Below are 16,008 nucleotides of genomic sequence, written 5' to 3'. Positions count from 1 at the left end.
CTTGTCCAGCATAATATTGTTTTGTAACACTTGACGGCGTTGACATATTCTACATAGTTGACAGGGCAACATGACATTTGTCATACGGATTCAGTTTTTCCCCACCGACAGCTGGTATTTCTTGATCTTGTCATACAGGGTCTTCTTCGGCAGGCCGAGACGGTCGGCGGCGCTGGCAACGTTGCCGCCGCTGGCTTCCAGCATCTCGACAATCAGCATACGCTCATATACATCCAGCTGCTGCGGCAGCGAGGCGGCCGGCGGCAAGCCGGCGCTGCCAACCGGGATCGGATCGGCCACGCCTTCCGCCACGCCCAGCACCAGGCGATCGGCGAAATTGCGCAACTCGCGCACGTTGCCGGGCCAGTCGCGGGTCTGCCATTGCGCCATCTGAGCCAGGCTCCACTGCGGCAGCGGCCGCTGATAGCGTAGCGCCGCGCCCTGGATAAAGTGCGCCAGCAGCAACGGGATATCGTCACGGCGCTCGTTCAGGCGCGGCAAATCGATGCTGACCACGCCGATGCGGTAATACAGGTCTTCGCGGAAGCTGCCCTGCGCACTCATCAGCAGCAGGTTGGCCTTGCTGGCGGCGATGATGCGGCAATCGATGGCGATCGCTTCGTTGCCGCCCAGCCGCTCCAGCCTGCGCTCTTGCAGCACGCGCAGCAGCTTGACTTGCAGGGCCAGCGGCATGGATTCGATCTCATCGAGGAAAACCGTGCCGCCCTTGGCATATTCCAGCTTGCCGATGCGGCGTTTCTGGGCGCTGGTGAAGGCCCCGGCTTCGTGACCGAAGATTTCGCTCTCGAAGACGGCTTCCGGCAAGGCGCCGCAATTGATGGCCACAAACGGCCCCTGGCGGCCGCTGGCCAGGTGCAGCTGGCGCGCCACCACTTCCTTGCCGCTGCCGGTTTGGCCGTTGATCAAGATATCGACCATGGTCGGGCCGACGCTGCGGATCATGGTGCGGACCCGCTCGATCGCTGCCGACTGCCCGATCAGGCTGGGCATGTCGGGATGCGCCACCCAGGCCGCCTTGAGCCGCCGGTTCTCCAGGATCAGGCTGCGCTTTTCCTGCGCCCGGTGCGCGGTTTCCAGCAAGCGCTCGGCGCCGAACGGCTTCTCGATGAAATCGTAGGCGCCGGCGCGCATGGCGTCGACCGCCATGCTGACGTCGCCGTGGCCGGTCACCACGATGACCGGCAAGTCCGGATCCAGCGTCACCACCTGGGTCAGCAATTCCAGGCCGGAACGGCCGGGCAAACGCACATCGGTGACGATGACGCCGGCAAATCCCGGCGTCAGCCATGCCTGCGCCTGCTCCACGCTGCCGCAGGCGTGCACGGTGAAGCCGCCCAGCTCCAGCGTCTGCGCAATCGCTTCCCGCACCGACTGCTCGTCCTCGATCAATACTGCTTCCAGCGCTGCCGTCGTTGTCGCCATCATGGTTCCGTGGTTTTCTCTAGCGTTTCCTGCAAGGGTATGCGCAGCACGAATTCGGCGCCGCCCTCGCTGTGATTATTCGCCGTCAGGCGGCCGTTCATCGCCTGCACGATGGAAGATGATATCGCCAGGCCCAGGCCCAGTCCCTTGCCGGACGGCTTGGTGGTAAAGAAAGGCTCGAACAGATGCAAGGCGACCTGGGCCGGAATGCCCGGGCCGGAATCGCGAATGCGGATCACGGCTTCGCCGGCATCGCGCTCCAGCACCAGCGAGACGATTTTTTGCCCGGCATTATCCACCGCGTCCAGCGCATTGCGCAACAGGTTGATCAGCACCTGCTCGGTGCGCACCGAATCGCCCACTACCTGGGCCTGGTCGCGGACATCGATGCGCAGCTCGGCGCCGTGGGTCTGGAATTCGTTGCCTAGCAAGAGCGCAGCAGCCTCTATCGATTTCGACAGGTCGATCGCCGCCACCGCCTCATGGCTTTTCCTGGAAAAACCGTTGAGCTGGCCGACGATCTTACCCATGCGAGCGCTGGCGTTGCTGATGTGGCCGAGGTTTTCCGTAGCCTTGTCGCGCTGCTCGCGCGCCAGGAAGGTAATCGCGTTGTCGGCAAAGGCGCGGATCGCCGCCAGCGGCTGGTTCAGCTCGTGCGCGATGCCGGCCGCCATCTGCCCCAGCATCGCCAGCTTGCCGGCCTGGATCAGCTTGTTCTGGGTCGAACGCAGCAGATGCTCGGTTTCCTTCAGCTTGGCGTACTTCGCTTCCAGGGTGTGATTCGCCACCATCAGTTCCTGGGTTCTTTGGGCGATGGTGCGGTCCAGATATTCCGCCGAGGTCAGGCGTTCTTCCAGACGCCGCCGGCGCTGGTAAAAAGCCCACAGGGAAATCGCCGCTATCGCCAGCAGCAGCGCCGCTGCCAGGGTCCACAGCATGGCGATGCGGGCGATCCGCGCTTGCGAGGGAAACAGCATCAGCTGCCAGCCGAGGCTGCCGATATTGCGCGTGACGTGCTGGCCGAACTCGGCTCTTTGCTGTTTCGGCAGGGAGCTCACGGGAGTGATGGCCTGGTCGGCATATTGGTGGGTGCCGGCGAGATTCTGCTGCACCTGGCCGTCCAGCGAATACAGGCTGTGATACTTCCACGCCGGCCGGTTGCTGAGGAACACCACGCCGCTGCTGTCGACCAGCGTGATCGGCTCTTCGCTGCTGCGCCAGGTATGCTCGAATTCGGTCAGGTCGATCTTGATCGCCATCACGCCCAGCACCGCATTGGCGCCATAGTCGGCAGCGCTGGCGTAGATCGGCTGGGCAATAAAATAACCGGGAACGTTGGTGGCATTGCCGATGCCGTAGAAGCGCCCGGGATTGCCTTTGATCGCCTCGCGGAAATAAGGACGGAAACCGAAGTCCCTGCCGACAAAACTGACGCTGCTGTCCCAGTTGCTGGAAGCCAGCGTCATGCCCTTGCGGTCCAGCATGAAGATCGCCACCACTTTCGACTGCCGCTGTATCAGTTGCAGAGCCTGGTTGAGGCGCTGGATGTTCTGCCGGTCGTCAGGCCGCGCCAGCGCCTCCAGGACATCCGACTGGAAACCCAGCGCGAACGGCAAGGTCTCGAATTTCTGCAGCACCGATTCCAGGTCCAGCGCGATGATCTGCAGCTGGCGTTCGCTGGCTTCTCCGATATCGTTACTGGCTTTCCTGGCCGCCAGCAGGTAGGTGGCGGCTAGCACGGCCAGCGCCGCGATCAGCGCCAGCGCCGGCAACAACAGCTGCTTTCTCAATTTCATGGCGGCATCCGCGCTTTAATCGTGATCGGCGGCGGCGCCTGCAAAGCTGTCGCCGCACTGCCTCTTCAACGGCTCACAGCCGCACCGTCCGGCGTAAATTGGCGGGCTTCCAGCGGCACGTCCTTGAGATAGCCTTCCTTGCTAGGATCGCGCATCTTGTAGGCGACGATGAAGGCGATGGCGCACATGGCCGATACGTACCAGTAGAAAGTGGATTCGGAGCCCATCCCCTTCAGTGCCAACGCCACATATTCCGCGGTGCCGCCGAACAGCGCATTGCCGACCGCATACGACAGGCCGACGCCCAGTGCGCGCACTTCTGCCGGGAACATTTCCGCCTTGATCAGGCCGCTGATGGAGGTATAGAAGCTGACGATGAACAGCGCCAGGGTCACCAGCCCGAACGCCGCATACGGACTAGTGACGTCTTTCAGCGCATGCAGGATAGGCACGGTGGCGACCGTGGCCAGGGCGCCGAACCAGAGCATCGAAGTGCGACGGCCGATCTTGTCAGACAATATGCCGAACAGGGGTTGCACCACCATGTAGACAAACAGCGCCGCCGTCATCACCGTGCTGGCGGTCTTGACGCTCATGCCGGCAGTGTTCGCCAGGTATTTCTGCATATAGGTGGTGAAAGTGTAGAAAATCAGCGAACCGCCGGCGGTGAAGCCGACTACCGTCAGGAATGCCCGCTTATGCTTCATCAAACCTGCCAAGGTGCCGGCATCCTTGTTCTTACGCGTCTCTGCGGTCGAGGTTTCGCTCAGCGATTTACGCAGATATAGCGCGACCAATGCCGCCATCGCACCCAGCACGAAGGGAATGCGCCAGCCCCAGGCATGCAGCTGCTCCGAGGTCAGCAGCTGCTGCAGGATCACCAGCGCAAGCACCGCCAGCAGCTGGCCGCCGATCAGGGTCACATACTGGAACGAGGCAAAGAAGCCGCGCCGCCCTTCCAGCGCAACCTCGCTCATATAGGTAGCACTGGTGCCGTATTCACCGCCCACGGACAGGCCTTGGAACAGGCGCGCCAGCAACAGCAGCAAGGGCGCGGCGATGCCTATGCTGGAATAGGTCGGCAGGCAGGCGATCATCAACGAGCCACCGCACATCATCAGCACCGAGATCATCATGGCAGTGCGACGGCCATGCTTGTCTGCGATCCGTCCAAACAGCCAGCCGCCGATAGGCCGCATGAAAAAGCCGACGGCGAAGATGGCCGCGCTGTTGGCGAGCTGGGTGGTCGGATTGCTGCTGGGGAAAAACATCGGCGCAAAATAGATCGCGCAGAATGAATAGATGTAGAAATCGAACCACTCCACCAGGTTGCCCGAGGAGGCGCCAACGATGGCGAAAATGCGTTTGCGGGTATCCGCGGCGGCGGCAGGATCGGAAGGATGAAGCACGGACATGGTTATCTCCTGGTTTTAATGTTTTTTGTACAATCCCGGCAACGACCGTCTTGCGGCATCTTGAACTCATGCGCAAGTTACATCATGCCATTCAGAAGGCACAACTAGCAAAGGGGGAATTTACGGCCTGGGTTCAGCGTCTGGCCAAACGACGGGCGTCGGCTCGGGCATGGCGGGCAAAGCGGTCTGGTCGGGCATGTTTGTCTCCTGTGGCTTATATTTTTACATAAGCCATTGCAGGGTTCGTGCCAGCCTGACCATAAACGCCAAGCCATTGATTTATTGGATATTTTTTTACAAAAACAATAACCGACAGGCGGTTATTGTGCGGAAACCCGGAATTGGCGCCGCCCGGCTTGCGGTTTTCCGCCCGCCTGGAGCGGATTCCCGAATCGGATATTCAGATATGTTCAGATATGACGGGCGCTATTGCGCTACCATCTGCGCTGCAAAAATCAAGGAAACGCTATAGGAAACGCTATGAATCAAGAAGAACGCATGGTCGACATCGAAATCAAGCTGACGCGCCAGGACGACCTGCTGGATGAGCTGAACAAACTGGTATATCGCCAGCAATTGAAGATAGACCAGCTGGAAGCGCTGTGCGCCGCGCTGGCGCAGCGTATCAAGGATGCCGCCGATAACAGTAATGCGAGCCAGGCCGCCAACGAGCGGCCGCCGCATTACTGACGGCGTCAGGCTCTACAAAGGCTGGGTACGCTCTTCCAGCCACTGCTTGGCGTCGCCGCGCACATGCGGCGACAGGCGCATGCGTACTTCGGCATGATAAGCGTTGAGCCAGGCTATCTCGTCGCTGCGCAACAGGCTGGCGTCGAGGCAGCGCGTATCGATAGGACACAGGGTCAGCGTCTCGAAACGCAGGTAGTCGCCAAACTCGGTGCTCTCCGCCTCCTGGTTCAGCACCAGGTTTTCAATCCGCACGCCCCAGCGGCCGGGACGATAGATGCCCGGCTCGATCGAAGTGATCATGCCCGCCTCCATGGCGGTATGCGCTTCCGGCGCCGCACTGTTGGAAATCACTTGCGGACCTTCATGCACATTCAGGAAGTAACCGACGCCATGGCCGGTGCCGTGACCGTAGTCGATGCCGGCAGCCCAGATCGGCGCGCGGGCGATGGCATCCAGCATCGGCGATTTGAGCGACCGCGGGAACTGCGCCGAAGACAAGGCAATCACCCCCTTCAGCACCAGCGTGCAGTCGCGCTTTTGCGCGGCTGACGGTTGGCCGACCGGCACCATGCGGGTGATGTCGGTGGTGCCCCCCACATACTGGCCGCCGGAGTCGATCAGCAGCAGGCCCTCGCCGCTGATGGTAGCGTGCGATTCGGCAGTCGCCTTGTAGTGCGGCATGGCGCCGTTGGCGTTGAAGCCGGCAATCGTCGCGAAGCTCGGGCTGACAAAACCGGGACGGCGCGCCCGCGCAGCGGTGATATGTGTATCGACCATCAGCTCGGTCACGGCTTCCTGCTCGCGCCTGGCGATCGCCTGATCCAGCCAGCTGAAGAATTCGCACAAGGCGGCGCCATCCTGCTCCATGGCGGCGCGTACATGCGCGACTTCCTCCGCGCTCTTGCGCGACTTGGCGAAGGTGGTCGGGTTGATCGCCTCCACCGCCTTGACGGTGGCGGCAATCGCCTGGCGCAATCCCAGCGTGACGCGGCGCGGATCGAGCAGCAGGACGGCATCGGCCGGCAATGCGGCCAAAGCCTCGGCGGCTTGCGCATACGGCGCCAGCACGACGCCATCCTGGCTGAGCAGTTCGCGCAAGGCCTCTGGCACTTTGCCGTCGGCGACGAATAGCGTGGTTTGCTGCGGCCCAATCAGTGCGTGGGCCAGGAATACCGGGTTGAAATTGACGTCGGCGCCGCGCAGGTTGAACAGGTAGGCGATATCGTCCAGGGTCGAAATGAAATGCCAGCCGGCGCCCTGCTGCTGCATGGCCCGGCGCAGGTTGGCCAGCTTGGCGGCACGCGTCAGCGGTGCATGGGCGGCGTCATGCTGATAGATTTCAGCCATGGGCAGGCCCGGCCGTTCGCTCCAGATATCGCCGAGGACGTCGAGATCGGTGCGCAGCTTGCTGCCGCCCTTGGCCAAAGCCTGTTCCAGCGCGCGCGCCGTCGCCAGGCCCAGCACTGCGGCGTCGACCGCCAGCGTCTGGCCGGCTGGCAGGTTGTTCGACAGCCAGTCCAGGTGCAGCAGGCTGCTGCCGGTCGGCGTTTTCATCAGGACGATTTCAGTGCCCGCCAGTTCGGCTTCAGCCTGCGACCAGTAACGGCTGTCGGCCCAAAGGCCGGCGAAATCGGCGGTAATGATCAGGTTGGCGACCGAACCTGTGAATCCCGACAGCCATTCCCGGCCCTTCCAGCGCCCCGGCAGATACTCGGACAGATGCGGATCGGCCGACGGAATCAGACAGGCATCGACATTGTGGCGCTTCATGGCATCGCGCAGCAGCTGGATGCGCGGCGCGGCGGTAGTTTGGGAGAAGGTTCGGGAGTTCATCGTTGAGTATGGGCAGAATGGAAATTCGGGACAATTCGGATATGGAGAGTCACTTACCGCGAGCGTCCTGACTTAGGTACTCGCCGAATGAGAAAAGTGCTGTAATCGGTGTCAAGCTAGGCGCAAAACGGAGCAAGGGTGGGACCCTTGCGAGTATTTGCAACGACGCATGGCGCCGATTACAGCACTTTTCTTCGGCGAGTACCTAAGTCAGGACGCTAGACTGCAAGCATACCACTGCGCGAGAGTAAACGGGGTCTTGCGCCATCTCCAACTGACAATCAAAAAAACGAGTAAGCTCTCACGTCACAGCCGCTGCAAAATATTCTGATCATCATAATTTCTCACAGAGGAAATCGTCATGAGCCGCAAAACCCCATTGAGCGCTACCGCAACATCGGCATCAGCGCCCACATCGACGCCGGCAAGACCACCACTACCGAGCGCATCCTGTTTTACTCCGGCGTCAGCCACAAGATCGGCGAGGTGCACGACGGCACCGCCACCATGGACTGGATGGAGCAGGAGCAGGAACGCGGCATCACGATCACCTCGGCCGCCACTACCTGCTTCTGGCAGGGCATGGCCGGCAATTATCCCATCCACCGCATCAACATCATCGACACCCCGGGCCACGTCGATTTCACGATTGAAGTCGAGCGCTCGATGCGGGTGCTGGACGGCGCCTGCATGGTGTACGACGCGGTGGGCGGCGTCCAGCCGCAATCCGAAACAGTCTGGCGCCAGGCCAACAAGTACGGCGTGCCGCGGCTGGCGTTCGTCAACAAGATGGACCGGGTCGGCGCCGATTTCTTCCGCGTGCACCAGCAGATCAGCGAGCGCCTCAAGGGCAACCCGGTGCTGGTGCAGATCCCGGTCGGCGCCGAGGAAAATTTCCATGGCGTGGTCGACCTGATCAAGATGAAGGCGATCATGTGGGACGACGCCACCCAAGGCGTCAAGTTCGAGTACATCGAGATCCCGGCGGCCCTGCAGGAAAGCGCCAAGGAATGGCGCGGCCGCATGATAGAAGCGGCGGCCGACGCCAGCGACGCCATGATGCAAAAATACCTGGAAGGCGAAGACATCAGCGAGGATGAAATCAAGGCGGCCTTGCGGCAGCGTACGATCGCCGGCGAAATCGTGCCCATGCTGTGCGGCAGCGCCTTCAAGAACCGCGGCGTGCAAGCCTTGCTGGACGCCGTGATCGATTTCCTGCCGGCGCCGACAGATATCCCGCCGGTCAAGGGACACGATGGCGATGACCTGGTGGTCGAACGGCGCGCCAGCGACGACGAGAAGTTCTCAGCCCTCACCTTCAAGATCATGACCGACCCCTTCGTCGGCCATCTGAGCTACTTCCGCGTGTATTCCGGGGTGCTGGTGTCGGGCGATTCGGTCTTCATCCCGAACAAAGGGAAGAAGGAAAGGATAGGCCGCGTGCTGCAGATGCATGCCAACCACCGCACGGAAATCAGCGAAGTGTATGCCGGCGACATCGCTGCCGCGGTCGGCCTCAAGGAAGCCAGTACCGGCGATACCCTGTGTGATCCCGGCAGCATCATCACCCTGGAAAAAATGATCTTTCCAGATACCGTGATCTCCCAGGCGGTAGAGCCGAAAACCAAGGCCGACCAGGAAAAGATGGGGGTTGCGCTGAGCCGCCTAGCCGAAGAGGACCCGTCGTTCCGTGTCAAGACCGACGAGGAATCCGGCCAGACCATCATTTCCGGCATGGGCGAGCTGCACCTGGAAGTGCTGGTGGAGCGTATGCGCCGCGAGTTCGGCGTCGACGCCTCGGTCGGCAAGCCGCAAGTGGCATTCCGCGAAACCATCCGCAAGGTATGCGAATCCAGCGAAGGCAAGTTCATCAAGCAATCGGGCGGCCGCGGCCAGTACGGCCACGTGGTGATCAAGATCGAGCCGCAAACGCCCGGCAAAGGCTTTGAATTCGTCGACGCCATCAAGGGCGGCACCGTGCCGCGCGAATATATACCGGCGGTGGAAAAAGGTGTACGCGAGACCCTGGCTGCCGGCGTGCTGGCCGGCTATCCGGTAGTGGACGTCAAGGTCACCTTGTTCTTCGGCTCCTCGCACGATGTCGATTCCAACGAGAACGCCTATCGCATGGCGGCCTCGATGGCGTTCAAGGATGGCTGCCGCCAGGCCAGCCCGGCCTTGCTGGAACCGATGATGGCGGTCGAGGTGGAAACGCCGGAAGAAAAAATGGGCGACGTCATCGGCGACCTGTCGTCGCGGCGCGGCATGATCCAGAGCATGGACGACATCCCGGGCGGGGTCGGCAAGATCGTGCGCGCGGAAGTGCCGCTGGCTGAAATGTTCGGCTACTCCACCACGCTACGCTCGCTGACCCAGGGCCGCGCCACCTATACGATGGAGTTCAAGCATTACGCGGAAGCGCCGGCCAATGTGACCGACGCCGTGATCAATGCCAAGCATGTAGGGAACAGCAGACACTGACAGCCGTCTCGCAGATCTGGTTGAGGCGCTTGACCCGGTCTGCGTTTACAGCTCGTTTTCGTCGAGATCGCGTTCCAGGCCGTCAACCGGCAGCAAATGCCCGAGTTTGACCGCCTTGGTGTCGAGGTACTTGGTATTGAAGGGATTGCGGTTGAGTATCAGCGGAATCCGTTCGACCACGTTGATGCCGATTTTTTGCAGCGCCGCGACCTTGCGTGGATTGTTGGTCATCAGCCGCAGCGCAGTGATATCCAGATGTTCCAGCATGGTTTCGCACAGGCTGTAGTCGCGCAAATCCGCCGCGAAGCCCAGCTGCTGGTTGGCTTCCACCGTATCGGCGCCGCTATCTTGTAAATGGTAGGCGCGGATCTTGTTGATCAGGCCGATGCCGCGTCCTTCCTGGCGCAGGTACAAGATCGTGCCGCGCCCTTCGGCGGCGATTTTTTGCAAGGCTCCCTCGAGCTGGGCGCCGCAATCGCAGCGCTGGCTGAACAGCGCATCGCCGGTCAGGCACTCGGAGTGGACGCGCGCCAGTACCGGCGCGCCGTCGTTGACTTGGCCCAGGGTCAGGGCCAGATGTTCTTTGCCGGTAGAGTGTTCGATAAACGCATGCAGTTGGAAAGTGGCCCAAGGGGTAGGCAGCGCGCAGGAAGTCACGTACTCCAGTTTTTGATCTGCTACGGCGGCAGCTAGGCTGCCTTTATTATTAGTGGTGCTCATCAGATAAGTTTATGGTGAATAAAAGGCACTCATTGTTAAAACAATATGCCAACAATACGCGATTCGACAGGACATTGCATAACGTATCAACGGTAGCCATCATTTTACGAGCATTCGAAAAAACGCGTATGACGCTATGACATCACACTCGTCCTGGGCGAGCCGACGGCATGCCAAGGGCCCGGCTATTGCCAGAATTAATCGTGGAATACGGAATTTTAATGTTAATTTAAAAATGTCCGTACGCCGTTTAGTCCGCGGACCAGACAATCTGTTCGAATAGCTGCTGCAGGCGCTTTCCGCGTTGCGGGTTGACCATATGCAGGTAGGCCACCTTCCCGGCAAGGAATTGCCGATAATTATCCCGCCCCTCCCGATTCTGCGATGCGGGCCCATGACGGATGCAGTTGGTCAGCGCCGCCTTCAGATTATCGAAGTCCGGGCGCGCAATATTGGGGTGGCTGTTGACCACAATGCCGGTTATTTGCTGCCTGACGGCGCTGCGCATCATGCGCGTTTTCCTGGTATTTACAGAAAAACCTTCTTCCAGGGCGATTGCCGCTACTTGCACATGGAAGCGATGCATTGCCCGTTCCAGTTCCTGGTCGCCGGAAAATACCAGGTCGTCGGCGTAACGGCTATAGCTGGCGTTGAGCGAAACCGCCAAAGCCTGCAGCCGCATATCCAGCCGGTAAGCACATAAATTGGCCAGGGCCGGAGAGCATGGGGAGCCCTGTGGCAGATGCCGCGTACGCAAGGCTAGACGTTCTTGCCAAGACATTACATGAGCGCTGCGCAGTCCTTTGTCCGGATTTGCAAGCACGCTGGCGGGTGTGCGATGCGTGCAAAGACGGGAAAAAACACCCGCGACATTGGCCGGATAACCCAGCTTGACGAACAATCCATGAATTCTCGCGGCCGGGATGCTTGGAAAGAAATTGCTTAGATCCATCCGCATGACCACCCGCTTGCCGGCGTGCAGCGCGGCGTGCGTCGCGCACGAGTGCGCACGGCGGAAGCCATGCGCCGCCGGGTGCGGCGGCACCAGGTCCAGCAAGTGGCGCAGTATCTGGCTTTGCATGGCGCGCAAGCGCAACTTGGGAATTTCGAGCAGGCGCAGACCGCCGCTGCGCTTTTGCAGCCAGCGATAATGATAGTGCTGCAAGGCGCTCGGCGCCGGCATATTGTTGCGCCATTTATCGGCGAACCAGTCGAGTTCGAGCGGCGCCACCTGCAGCCACTGCGCCAGCTCGGCAACGCTGGCAAGCCTGGGCAAGCCGAGCGCGGCCAGCCAGCCTGGCTGCTCGACTGCCAGCGGCGCGTCGAGACAATAATGCCTGATCTGCGGTGGACTGCTTTCCTGCCAGGCATCCGAGAAGCCGTCGTGCGCCAGGATCAGCGCAGCCAGTTCGGAGCGGCCGAGGCAATGCAGCTGCTCGCCATGCTGCTTGAGGATAGTCCGGAAGAGGGAAGGTATCCAGCGCCATTTTTTGCCTAGCGCCCGCCTTGCCCCTGCAATCAGGGCGTTGGTGCTGGCATCGTGCGCGAGGAAGGTGTCTGCGAGCGCCAAGGCGACAAAAGTTTTAGGAGTCATCGGGTTACAGTAGACTAGGCAGCGGAGAGCCTTCAACCAGTCCCGTCATGCATGAGCAAACCTGCATCAGGGTGCAGCGCCGCTCATGCGCTGCATTGCCAAGCCAAAATATCCCACGGGGTAGCCCCGCAGAGGCGCTCCGCTACACCAGGTAACAGCACGCCGACTTGAAGGATCCGCTGCCCGGCCACACTATTTGAATATGATAGGAGTGTCAACCAAATTCCTGCCTGAATGTCAAGCTGACATGGCATATACGCGACTGCCGCGCCCGGCATTCCGGCACTGGCCAACGATCAAGTTAACTATCTGTCGGTGGCAGCGCAGATTATTGTTAGAATCCTATCTGTCCACTTTATTGAATACTCATGCGCGAAGTCCCAGATCTGATTGCCTGCGAAGGATGCGATGCCCTGTACCGCAAGGTGCAGTTGCAGCGTGGCGAGATCGCCCATTGTCCGCGCTGCGGCACCGAACTGGAGCGCGATGACGGCCGCCAGCGTGAACGTATCTTGCCGCTCACCGTGGCCAGCCTGATCATGTTTTTCATCGCCAACTGCTTCCCGATCGTCGAAATCGAGCTGCAAGGCCTGCGCAGCCAGACCACCCTGTTCGGCGCGGTGCTGTCGCTGAGTGCCGAAGGCATGTCGCTGGTCGCCATGCTGGTGCTGGCGACCACCATCCTGTTCCCGCTGCTGCAACTGCTGTTCCTGCTATACCTGCTGCTGACGCTGCGCAACGAACGCAGTCCTCCGGGCTTCCGCTGGCTGGTGCATGCCATGCAAAACCTGCGGCCCTGGGGCATGGTGGAAGTATTCCTGCTGGGGGTGCTGGTTGCGGTGGTCAAGCTATCGAACATGGCGACGGTGATTCCCGGTGTGGCGCTATGGGCCTTCGGCGTGCTGACCGTGCTGCTGACGGCGGTGGTTTCCTTCAATCCGCGCCGCTTCTGGCAGATGGCGTTTGCCGACGGCAGCCAGCAAGGAGCACCATGAACAGCGCCAGCGGCGGCAGCGCCGATGCCGACAATCCGATCATCGTAGCCGGCGACGAAGACCTGCCGGCGCATACCGCCGCCGGCCAGGGCATGATGTCTTGCCACCATTGCGGCACGGTGTGGCAGGACGTGACTGAACATGACGACTGCCAGCGCTGCGGCACCGCGCTGCACCTGCGCAAGCCGCACAGCATCATGCGCAGCTGGGCGCTGCTGATCGCCGCCTGCATCATGTACATCCCGGCCAACCTGATGCCGGTGATGGTCACCAAGACTTTGCTAGGCGTGCAGCAGGACACCATCATGAGCGGCGTCATCTATTTCTGGGTCTCCGGCTCCTGGGAGCTGGCCGCGATCATTTTCATCGCCAGTTTCCTGGTGCCGCTGTTCAAGCTGGCTTCGCTGATCCTGCTAACGGCGACGGCGCAAAAACAGAGCCGCTGGCGCCGCCTGCAGCGGGCAAAACTGTACCGGCTGGTGGAAATCATAGGCCGCTGGTCGATGCTGGACGTGTTCGTGGTGTCGCTGCTGGCGGGGCTGGTGCAAATTGAAGGTTTCGCCAAGATCACTGCCGGCTTCGGCGTGGTGGCGTTCGCCTCGGTGGTGGTGCTGACCATGCTGGCCGCGCTCAGCTTCGACCCGCGCCTCACCTGGGACAGCCATGCGGACCGTCATGAGCATGCGTGAGCAAAAAACGAAACGAAGCAAGAAAATCAGCAAATAAGTAAGCAAAAAAGTGAAAGCACAAGATGAGTGATGAAAACACCCCGCACAGCGCCCTGCCGCCGCTGCCAGAACCAAAGCTGAGCCGCAAGCACGACTGGCTGCCGTCGCTGATCTGGCTGATTCCTATCGTTGCCGCCGTGGTCGGCCTGACGCTGGTGGTCAAGATCCTGGTCGAACGCGGGCCGTCGATCACCATCACCTTCCGCACCGCCGAAGGCCTGGAAGCCGGCAAGACCAAGGTCAAGTACAAGGATGTCGACATCGGCCTGGTGCAGACCATCACCCTCAGCAAGGACCGTTCGCACGTGCTGGCCAACGTCCAGCTGTCGAAGGAAGCGGAAAGCTTCACCGCCGCCGATACCCGCTTCTGGGTGGTGCGGCCGCGGGTCGCTGCTTCCGGCGTCTCCGGACTGGGCACCTTGCTGTCGGGCGCCTACATCGGCGCCGACGCCGGCACCTCCAAGGATAAGAAGGACGAGTTCACCGGCCTGGAAGTGCAGCCTATCGTCAGGCTCGACGCCAGCGGCAAGCAGTACATGCTGCACGCCGCCGATATCGGCTCGCTGGATATCGGCTCGCCGATCTATTTCCGCCGCATCAAGGTCGGCCAGTTGGCCGCTTACGACCTGGACGAGGACGGCAAAGGGGTGACGCTGCGCATTTTCATCGATGCGCCGTACGACAAATTCATTGGCGTCAATACCCGTTTCTGGCATGCCAGCGGCTTCGACATGCAGATCAACGCCAGCGGCTTCAAGCTGCGCACGCAATCGCTGGCGACCGTGGTGCTGGGAGGCATAGCGTTCCAGTCGCCGGATGACGAACTGGGCATGAAAGCCAAGGAAAACACCACCTTCAATCTGGCGCAGGACGAAGAAGCCGCCCTGAAAGAGCCGGACGGGCCGTCGGAAACCGTGGTCATGTATTTCAACCAGTCGCTGCGCGGCCTGACGCCAGGCACCACGGTCGATTTCCGCGGCGTGGTGCTGGGCGAAGTCAAATCGATAGGTATCGAGTACGACGGCAAGCAGCGCGAATTCCAGATGCCGGTCGCGGTGCAGATCTATCCGGAGCGGCTGGGCCGCAAGTATGCCGAGGAGGAGCGTCGTTCCACCTATAGCGCCAAGCAGCGGCTGGAATACATGGTCAGCCGCGGTTTGCGCGGACAGCTGCGGACCGGCAACCTGCTGACCGGCCAGCTGTATATCGCGCTCGACTTTTTCCCGAAAGCGCCGCCGGTGAAAATCGACACCTCGACTTCCGTAATTGTGTTGCCGACAATTCCTAACAGCCTGGATGAAATCCAGTCGCAGATCGCCGAGATCGCCAAGAAGCTGAGCAAGGTGCCGTTCGACCAGATCGCCGCCGACCTGCAAAAAACCATCGGCACCATGAACCGTACCCTGCTCAACGCCGAACAGCTGACGAAGAGCCTGAACAACGACGTCGCGCCGGAAATCATGGCGGCGATGAAGGACGTGCGCAAGACGCTGGATAACGCCGACCGCACCCTGTCCGACAATTCGCCGCTGCAGCAGGACATCCGCCAGACTTTGCAGGAACTGACGCGTTCGGCGGCCTCGGTGCGAGTCCTGACCGATTACCTGGAACGCCATCCGGAGTCACTGATCCGCGGCAAGCAAGAGGAAAGCAACAAATGATATCGACCAAGACCACAGCAAGCCGCCTGCGCGGCGCCCTCTTCACCGTAGCCGCAGCGCTGGCGCTGGCCGGCTGCACCTCCAGCCCGACGCGCTTCTATACCCTGTCGGCGCCGCCGGCGGCGCCGACACAGACGCAAAATGCGCGCCTGTTTATCGAAGTGTCGCCGATAGCCCTGCCGGAGCGCCTGGCGCGGCCGCAGCTGGTGGTGCGCAGCAGCGGCGCCAATGCCGGCACCCGGGTTGACATCCTGGAACAGGAACGCTGGTCATCGCCCTTCAACAATGAATTGCGAGACGCGCTCGCCAGCGGTCTCGCCAACCGCCTGGGCGCGACCGACGTCAGCCGCAGCGGTAGGCCGACCGACCAGCCGGTCTACCGGATCGCCATCGAACTGCGCGAATTCGATGCGGCTCCGGGTGATAAAGTGCAAGCCACCTACGGCTGGAGCATCACCCGTTCGGACAATGCCAAGACCGGCGCCTGCCAACTGACCGTCTCGGAACCGGTCGCCGCCGGCATCGATGCCCTGGTGCTCGGCGTGCAACGGACAGTGGCCGATGCGGTCAACGCCATTGCCGCCAATGTCAACACGTTCAAGAGCGGCGCCACGCCGGTCTGTCAGAGCTGAGGATGCGATGCAGTAATCCG

13 protein-coding genes are annotated in these 16,008 nt (G+C 61.2%); 6 read left to right on the top strand and 7 right to left on the bottom strand.

The features are described 5' to 3' along the window. Window positions 1-90: 90 nt before the first annotated feature. The 3 genes from BCF11_RS23520 to BCF11_RS23510 all read right to left on the bottom strand — a co-directional run bounded on the left by BCF11_RS23520 (window position 91) and on the right by BCF11_RS23510 (window position 4,654). Window positions 91-1,443, bottom strand: coding sequence for a sigma-54 dependent transcriptional regulator (locus tag BCF11_RS23520; protein ID WP_098497670.1), 1,353 nt, complete (start codon window positions 1,441-1,443; stop codon window positions 91-93). After that, window positions 1,443-3,239 carry an ATP-binding protein gene (locus tag BCF11_RS23515; RefSeq protein WP_098496884.1) on the bottom strand — a complete coding sequence of 599 codons (1,797 nt, stop codon included), beginning with the start codon at window positions 3,237-3,239 and terminating at the stop codon, window positions 1,443-1,445. The genes BCF11_RS23520 and BCF11_RS23515 overlap by 1 nt, the downstream gene beginning before the upstream one ends. 65 nt (window positions 3,240-3,304) lie before the next feature. Next, on the bottom strand, window positions 3,305-4,654 hold the full coding sequence (locus BCF11_RS23510; RefSeq protein WP_098496883.1) for an MFS family transporter: 1,350 nt from the start codon (window positions 4,652-4,654) through the stop codon (window positions 3,305-3,307). 480 nt (window positions 4,655-5,134) lie between these two features. Between BCF11_RS23510 and BCF11_RS23505 the strand changes: the two genes are divergently transcribed. Then, window positions 5,135-5,344: a SlyX family protein gene (locus BCF11_RS23505; protein ID WP_098496882.1), complete on the top strand. Its 210-nt coding sequence runs from the start codon at window positions 5,135-5,137 to the stop codon at window positions 5,342-5,344. A gap of 12 nt (window positions 5,345-5,356) precedes the next feature. On the opposite strand, the gene BCF11_RS23500 is transcribed toward BCF11_RS23505, so the two are convergent. Then, complete coding sequence (locus tag BCF11_RS23500; protein ID WP_098496881.1) at window positions 5,357-7,177, bottom strand: aminopeptidase P family protein; 1,821 nt, start codon at window positions 7,175-7,177, stop codon at window positions 5,357-5,359. Between the two features lie 306 nt (window positions 7,178-7,483). Then, window positions 7,484-7,669 (bottom strand): hypothetical protein, encoded by a 186-nt coding sequence (locus tag BCF11_RS28430; RefSeq protein ID WP_233212614.1) that lies wholly within the window; start codon window positions 7,667-7,669, stop codon window positions 7,484-7,486. Between BCF11_RS28430 and fusA the strand changes: the two genes are divergently transcribed. Further along, the gene (gene fusA / locus BCF11_RS23495) at window positions 7,580-9,658 is read left to right on the top strand and encodes an elongation factor G (RefSeq protein WP_233212706.1); all 2,079 of its coding nucleotides are present in this window, start codon (window positions 7,580-7,582) and stop codon (window positions 9,656-9,658) included. The genes BCF11_RS28430 and fusA overlap by 90 nt on opposite strands. A 45-nt stretch (window positions 9,659-9,703) precedes the next feature. Here the strand turns inward: fusA and ribA are convergent, their stop codons facing one another. Continuing rightward, window positions 9,704-10,378: a GTP cyclohydrolase II gene (gene ribA, locus BCF11_RS23490; RefSeq protein ID WP_098496879.1), complete on the bottom strand. Its 675-nt coding sequence runs from the start codon at window positions 10,376-10,378 to the stop codon at window positions 9,704-9,706. Between the two features lie 250 nt (window positions 10,379-10,628). Then, complete coding sequence (locus BCF11_RS23485) at window positions 10,629-11,972, bottom strand: reverse transcriptase family protein (RefSeq protein WP_098496878.1); 1,344 nt, start codon at window positions 11,970-11,972, stop codon at window positions 10,629-10,631. 368 nt (window positions 11,973-12,340) lie between these two features. Here BCF11_RS23485 and BCF11_RS23480 point away from each other — a divergent pair, with 368 nt between their 5' ends. From BCF11_RS23480 to BCF11_RS23465, 4 genes are all read left to right on the top strand, one after another. Continuing rightward, the gene (locus BCF11_RS23480) at window positions 12,341-12,967 is read left to right on the top strand and encodes a paraquat-inducible protein A (protein ID WP_098496877.1); all 627 of its coding nucleotides are present in this window, start codon (window positions 12,341-12,343) and stop codon (window positions 12,965-12,967) included. Continuing rightward, on the top strand, window positions 12,964-13,656 hold the full coding sequence (locus tag BCF11_RS23475) for a paraquat-inducible protein A (RefSeq protein WP_098496876.1): 693 nt from the start codon (window positions 12,964-12,966) through the stop codon (window positions 13,654-13,656). Before BCF11_RS23480 ends, BCF11_RS23475 begins: the two co-directional genes overlap by 4 nt. A 62-nt stretch (window positions 13,657-13,718) precedes the next feature. Then, window positions 13,719-15,356, top strand: coding sequence for an intermembrane transport protein PqiB (locus tag BCF11_RS23470; RefSeq protein ID WP_098496875.1), 1,638 nt, complete (start codon window positions 13,719-13,721; stop codon window positions 15,354-15,356). After that, complete coding sequence (locus BCF11_RS23465; RefSeq protein ID WP_098496874.1) at window positions 15,353-15,988, top strand: membrane integrity-associated transporter subunit PqiC; 636 nt, start codon at window positions 15,353-15,355, stop codon at window positions 15,986-15,988. Before BCF11_RS23470 ends, BCF11_RS23465 begins: the two co-directional genes overlap by 4 nt. The last annotated feature ends 20 nt before the right edge of the window (window positions 15,989-16,008 follow it).

This window comes from Collimonas sp. PA-H2, assembly GCF_002564105.1.
Lineage (GTDB): Bacteria > Pseudomonadota > Gammaproteobacteria > Burkholderiales > Burkholderiaceae_D > Collimonas.
The sequence above is the reverse complement of the archived record's forward strand: the minus strand, read 5'-3'. Positions and strand labels throughout refer to the sequence as shown.

Excerpts from the sequence above, each read along its gene's own strand:
- BCF11_RS23520 (WP_098497670.1), bottom strand. The coding sequence starts at position 1,443 with ATGGCGACAACGACGGCAGCGCTGGAAGCAGTATTGATCGAGGACGAG.
- BCF11_RS23515 (WP_098496884.1), bottom strand. The coding sequence starts at position 3,239 with ATGAAATTGAGAAAGCAGCTGTTGTTGCCGGCGCTGGCGCTGATCGCG.
- BCF11_RS23510 (WP_098496883.1), bottom strand. The coding sequence starts at position 4,654 with ATGTCCGTGCTTCATCCTTCCGATCCTGCCGCCGCCGCGGATACCCGC.
- BCF11_RS23505 (WP_098496882.1), top strand. The coding sequence starts at position 5,135 with ATGAATCAAGAAGAACGCATGGTCGACATCGAAATCAAGCTGACGCGC.
- BCF11_RS23500 (WP_098496881.1), bottom strand. The coding sequence starts at position 7,177 with ATGAACTCCCGAACCTTCTCCCAAACTACCGCCGCGCCGCGCATCCAG.
- ribA (WP_098496879.1), bottom strand. The coding sequence starts at position 10,378 with ATGAGCACCACTAATAATAAAGGCAGCCTAGCTGCCGCCGTAGCAGAT.
- BCF11_RS23485 (WP_098496878.1), bottom strand. The coding sequence starts at position 11,972 with ATGACTCCTAAAACTTTTGTCGCCTTGGCGCTCGCAGACACCTTCCTC.
- BCF11_RS23480 (WP_098496877.1), top strand. The coding sequence starts at position 12,341 with ATGCGCGAAGTCCCAGATCTGATTGCCTGCGAAGGATGCGATGCCCTG.
- BCF11_RS23475 (WP_098496876.1), top strand. The coding sequence starts at position 12,964 with ATGAACAGCGCCAGCGGCGGCAGCGCCGATGCCGACAATCCGATCATC.
- BCF11_RS23470 (WP_098496875.1), top strand. The coding sequence starts at position 13,719 with ATGAGTGATGAAAACACCCCGCACAGCGCCCTGCCGCCGCTGCCAGAA.
- BCF11_RS23465 (WP_098496874.1), top strand. The coding sequence starts at position 15,353 with ATGATATCGACCAAGACCACAGCAAGCCGCCTGCGCGGCGCCCTCTTC.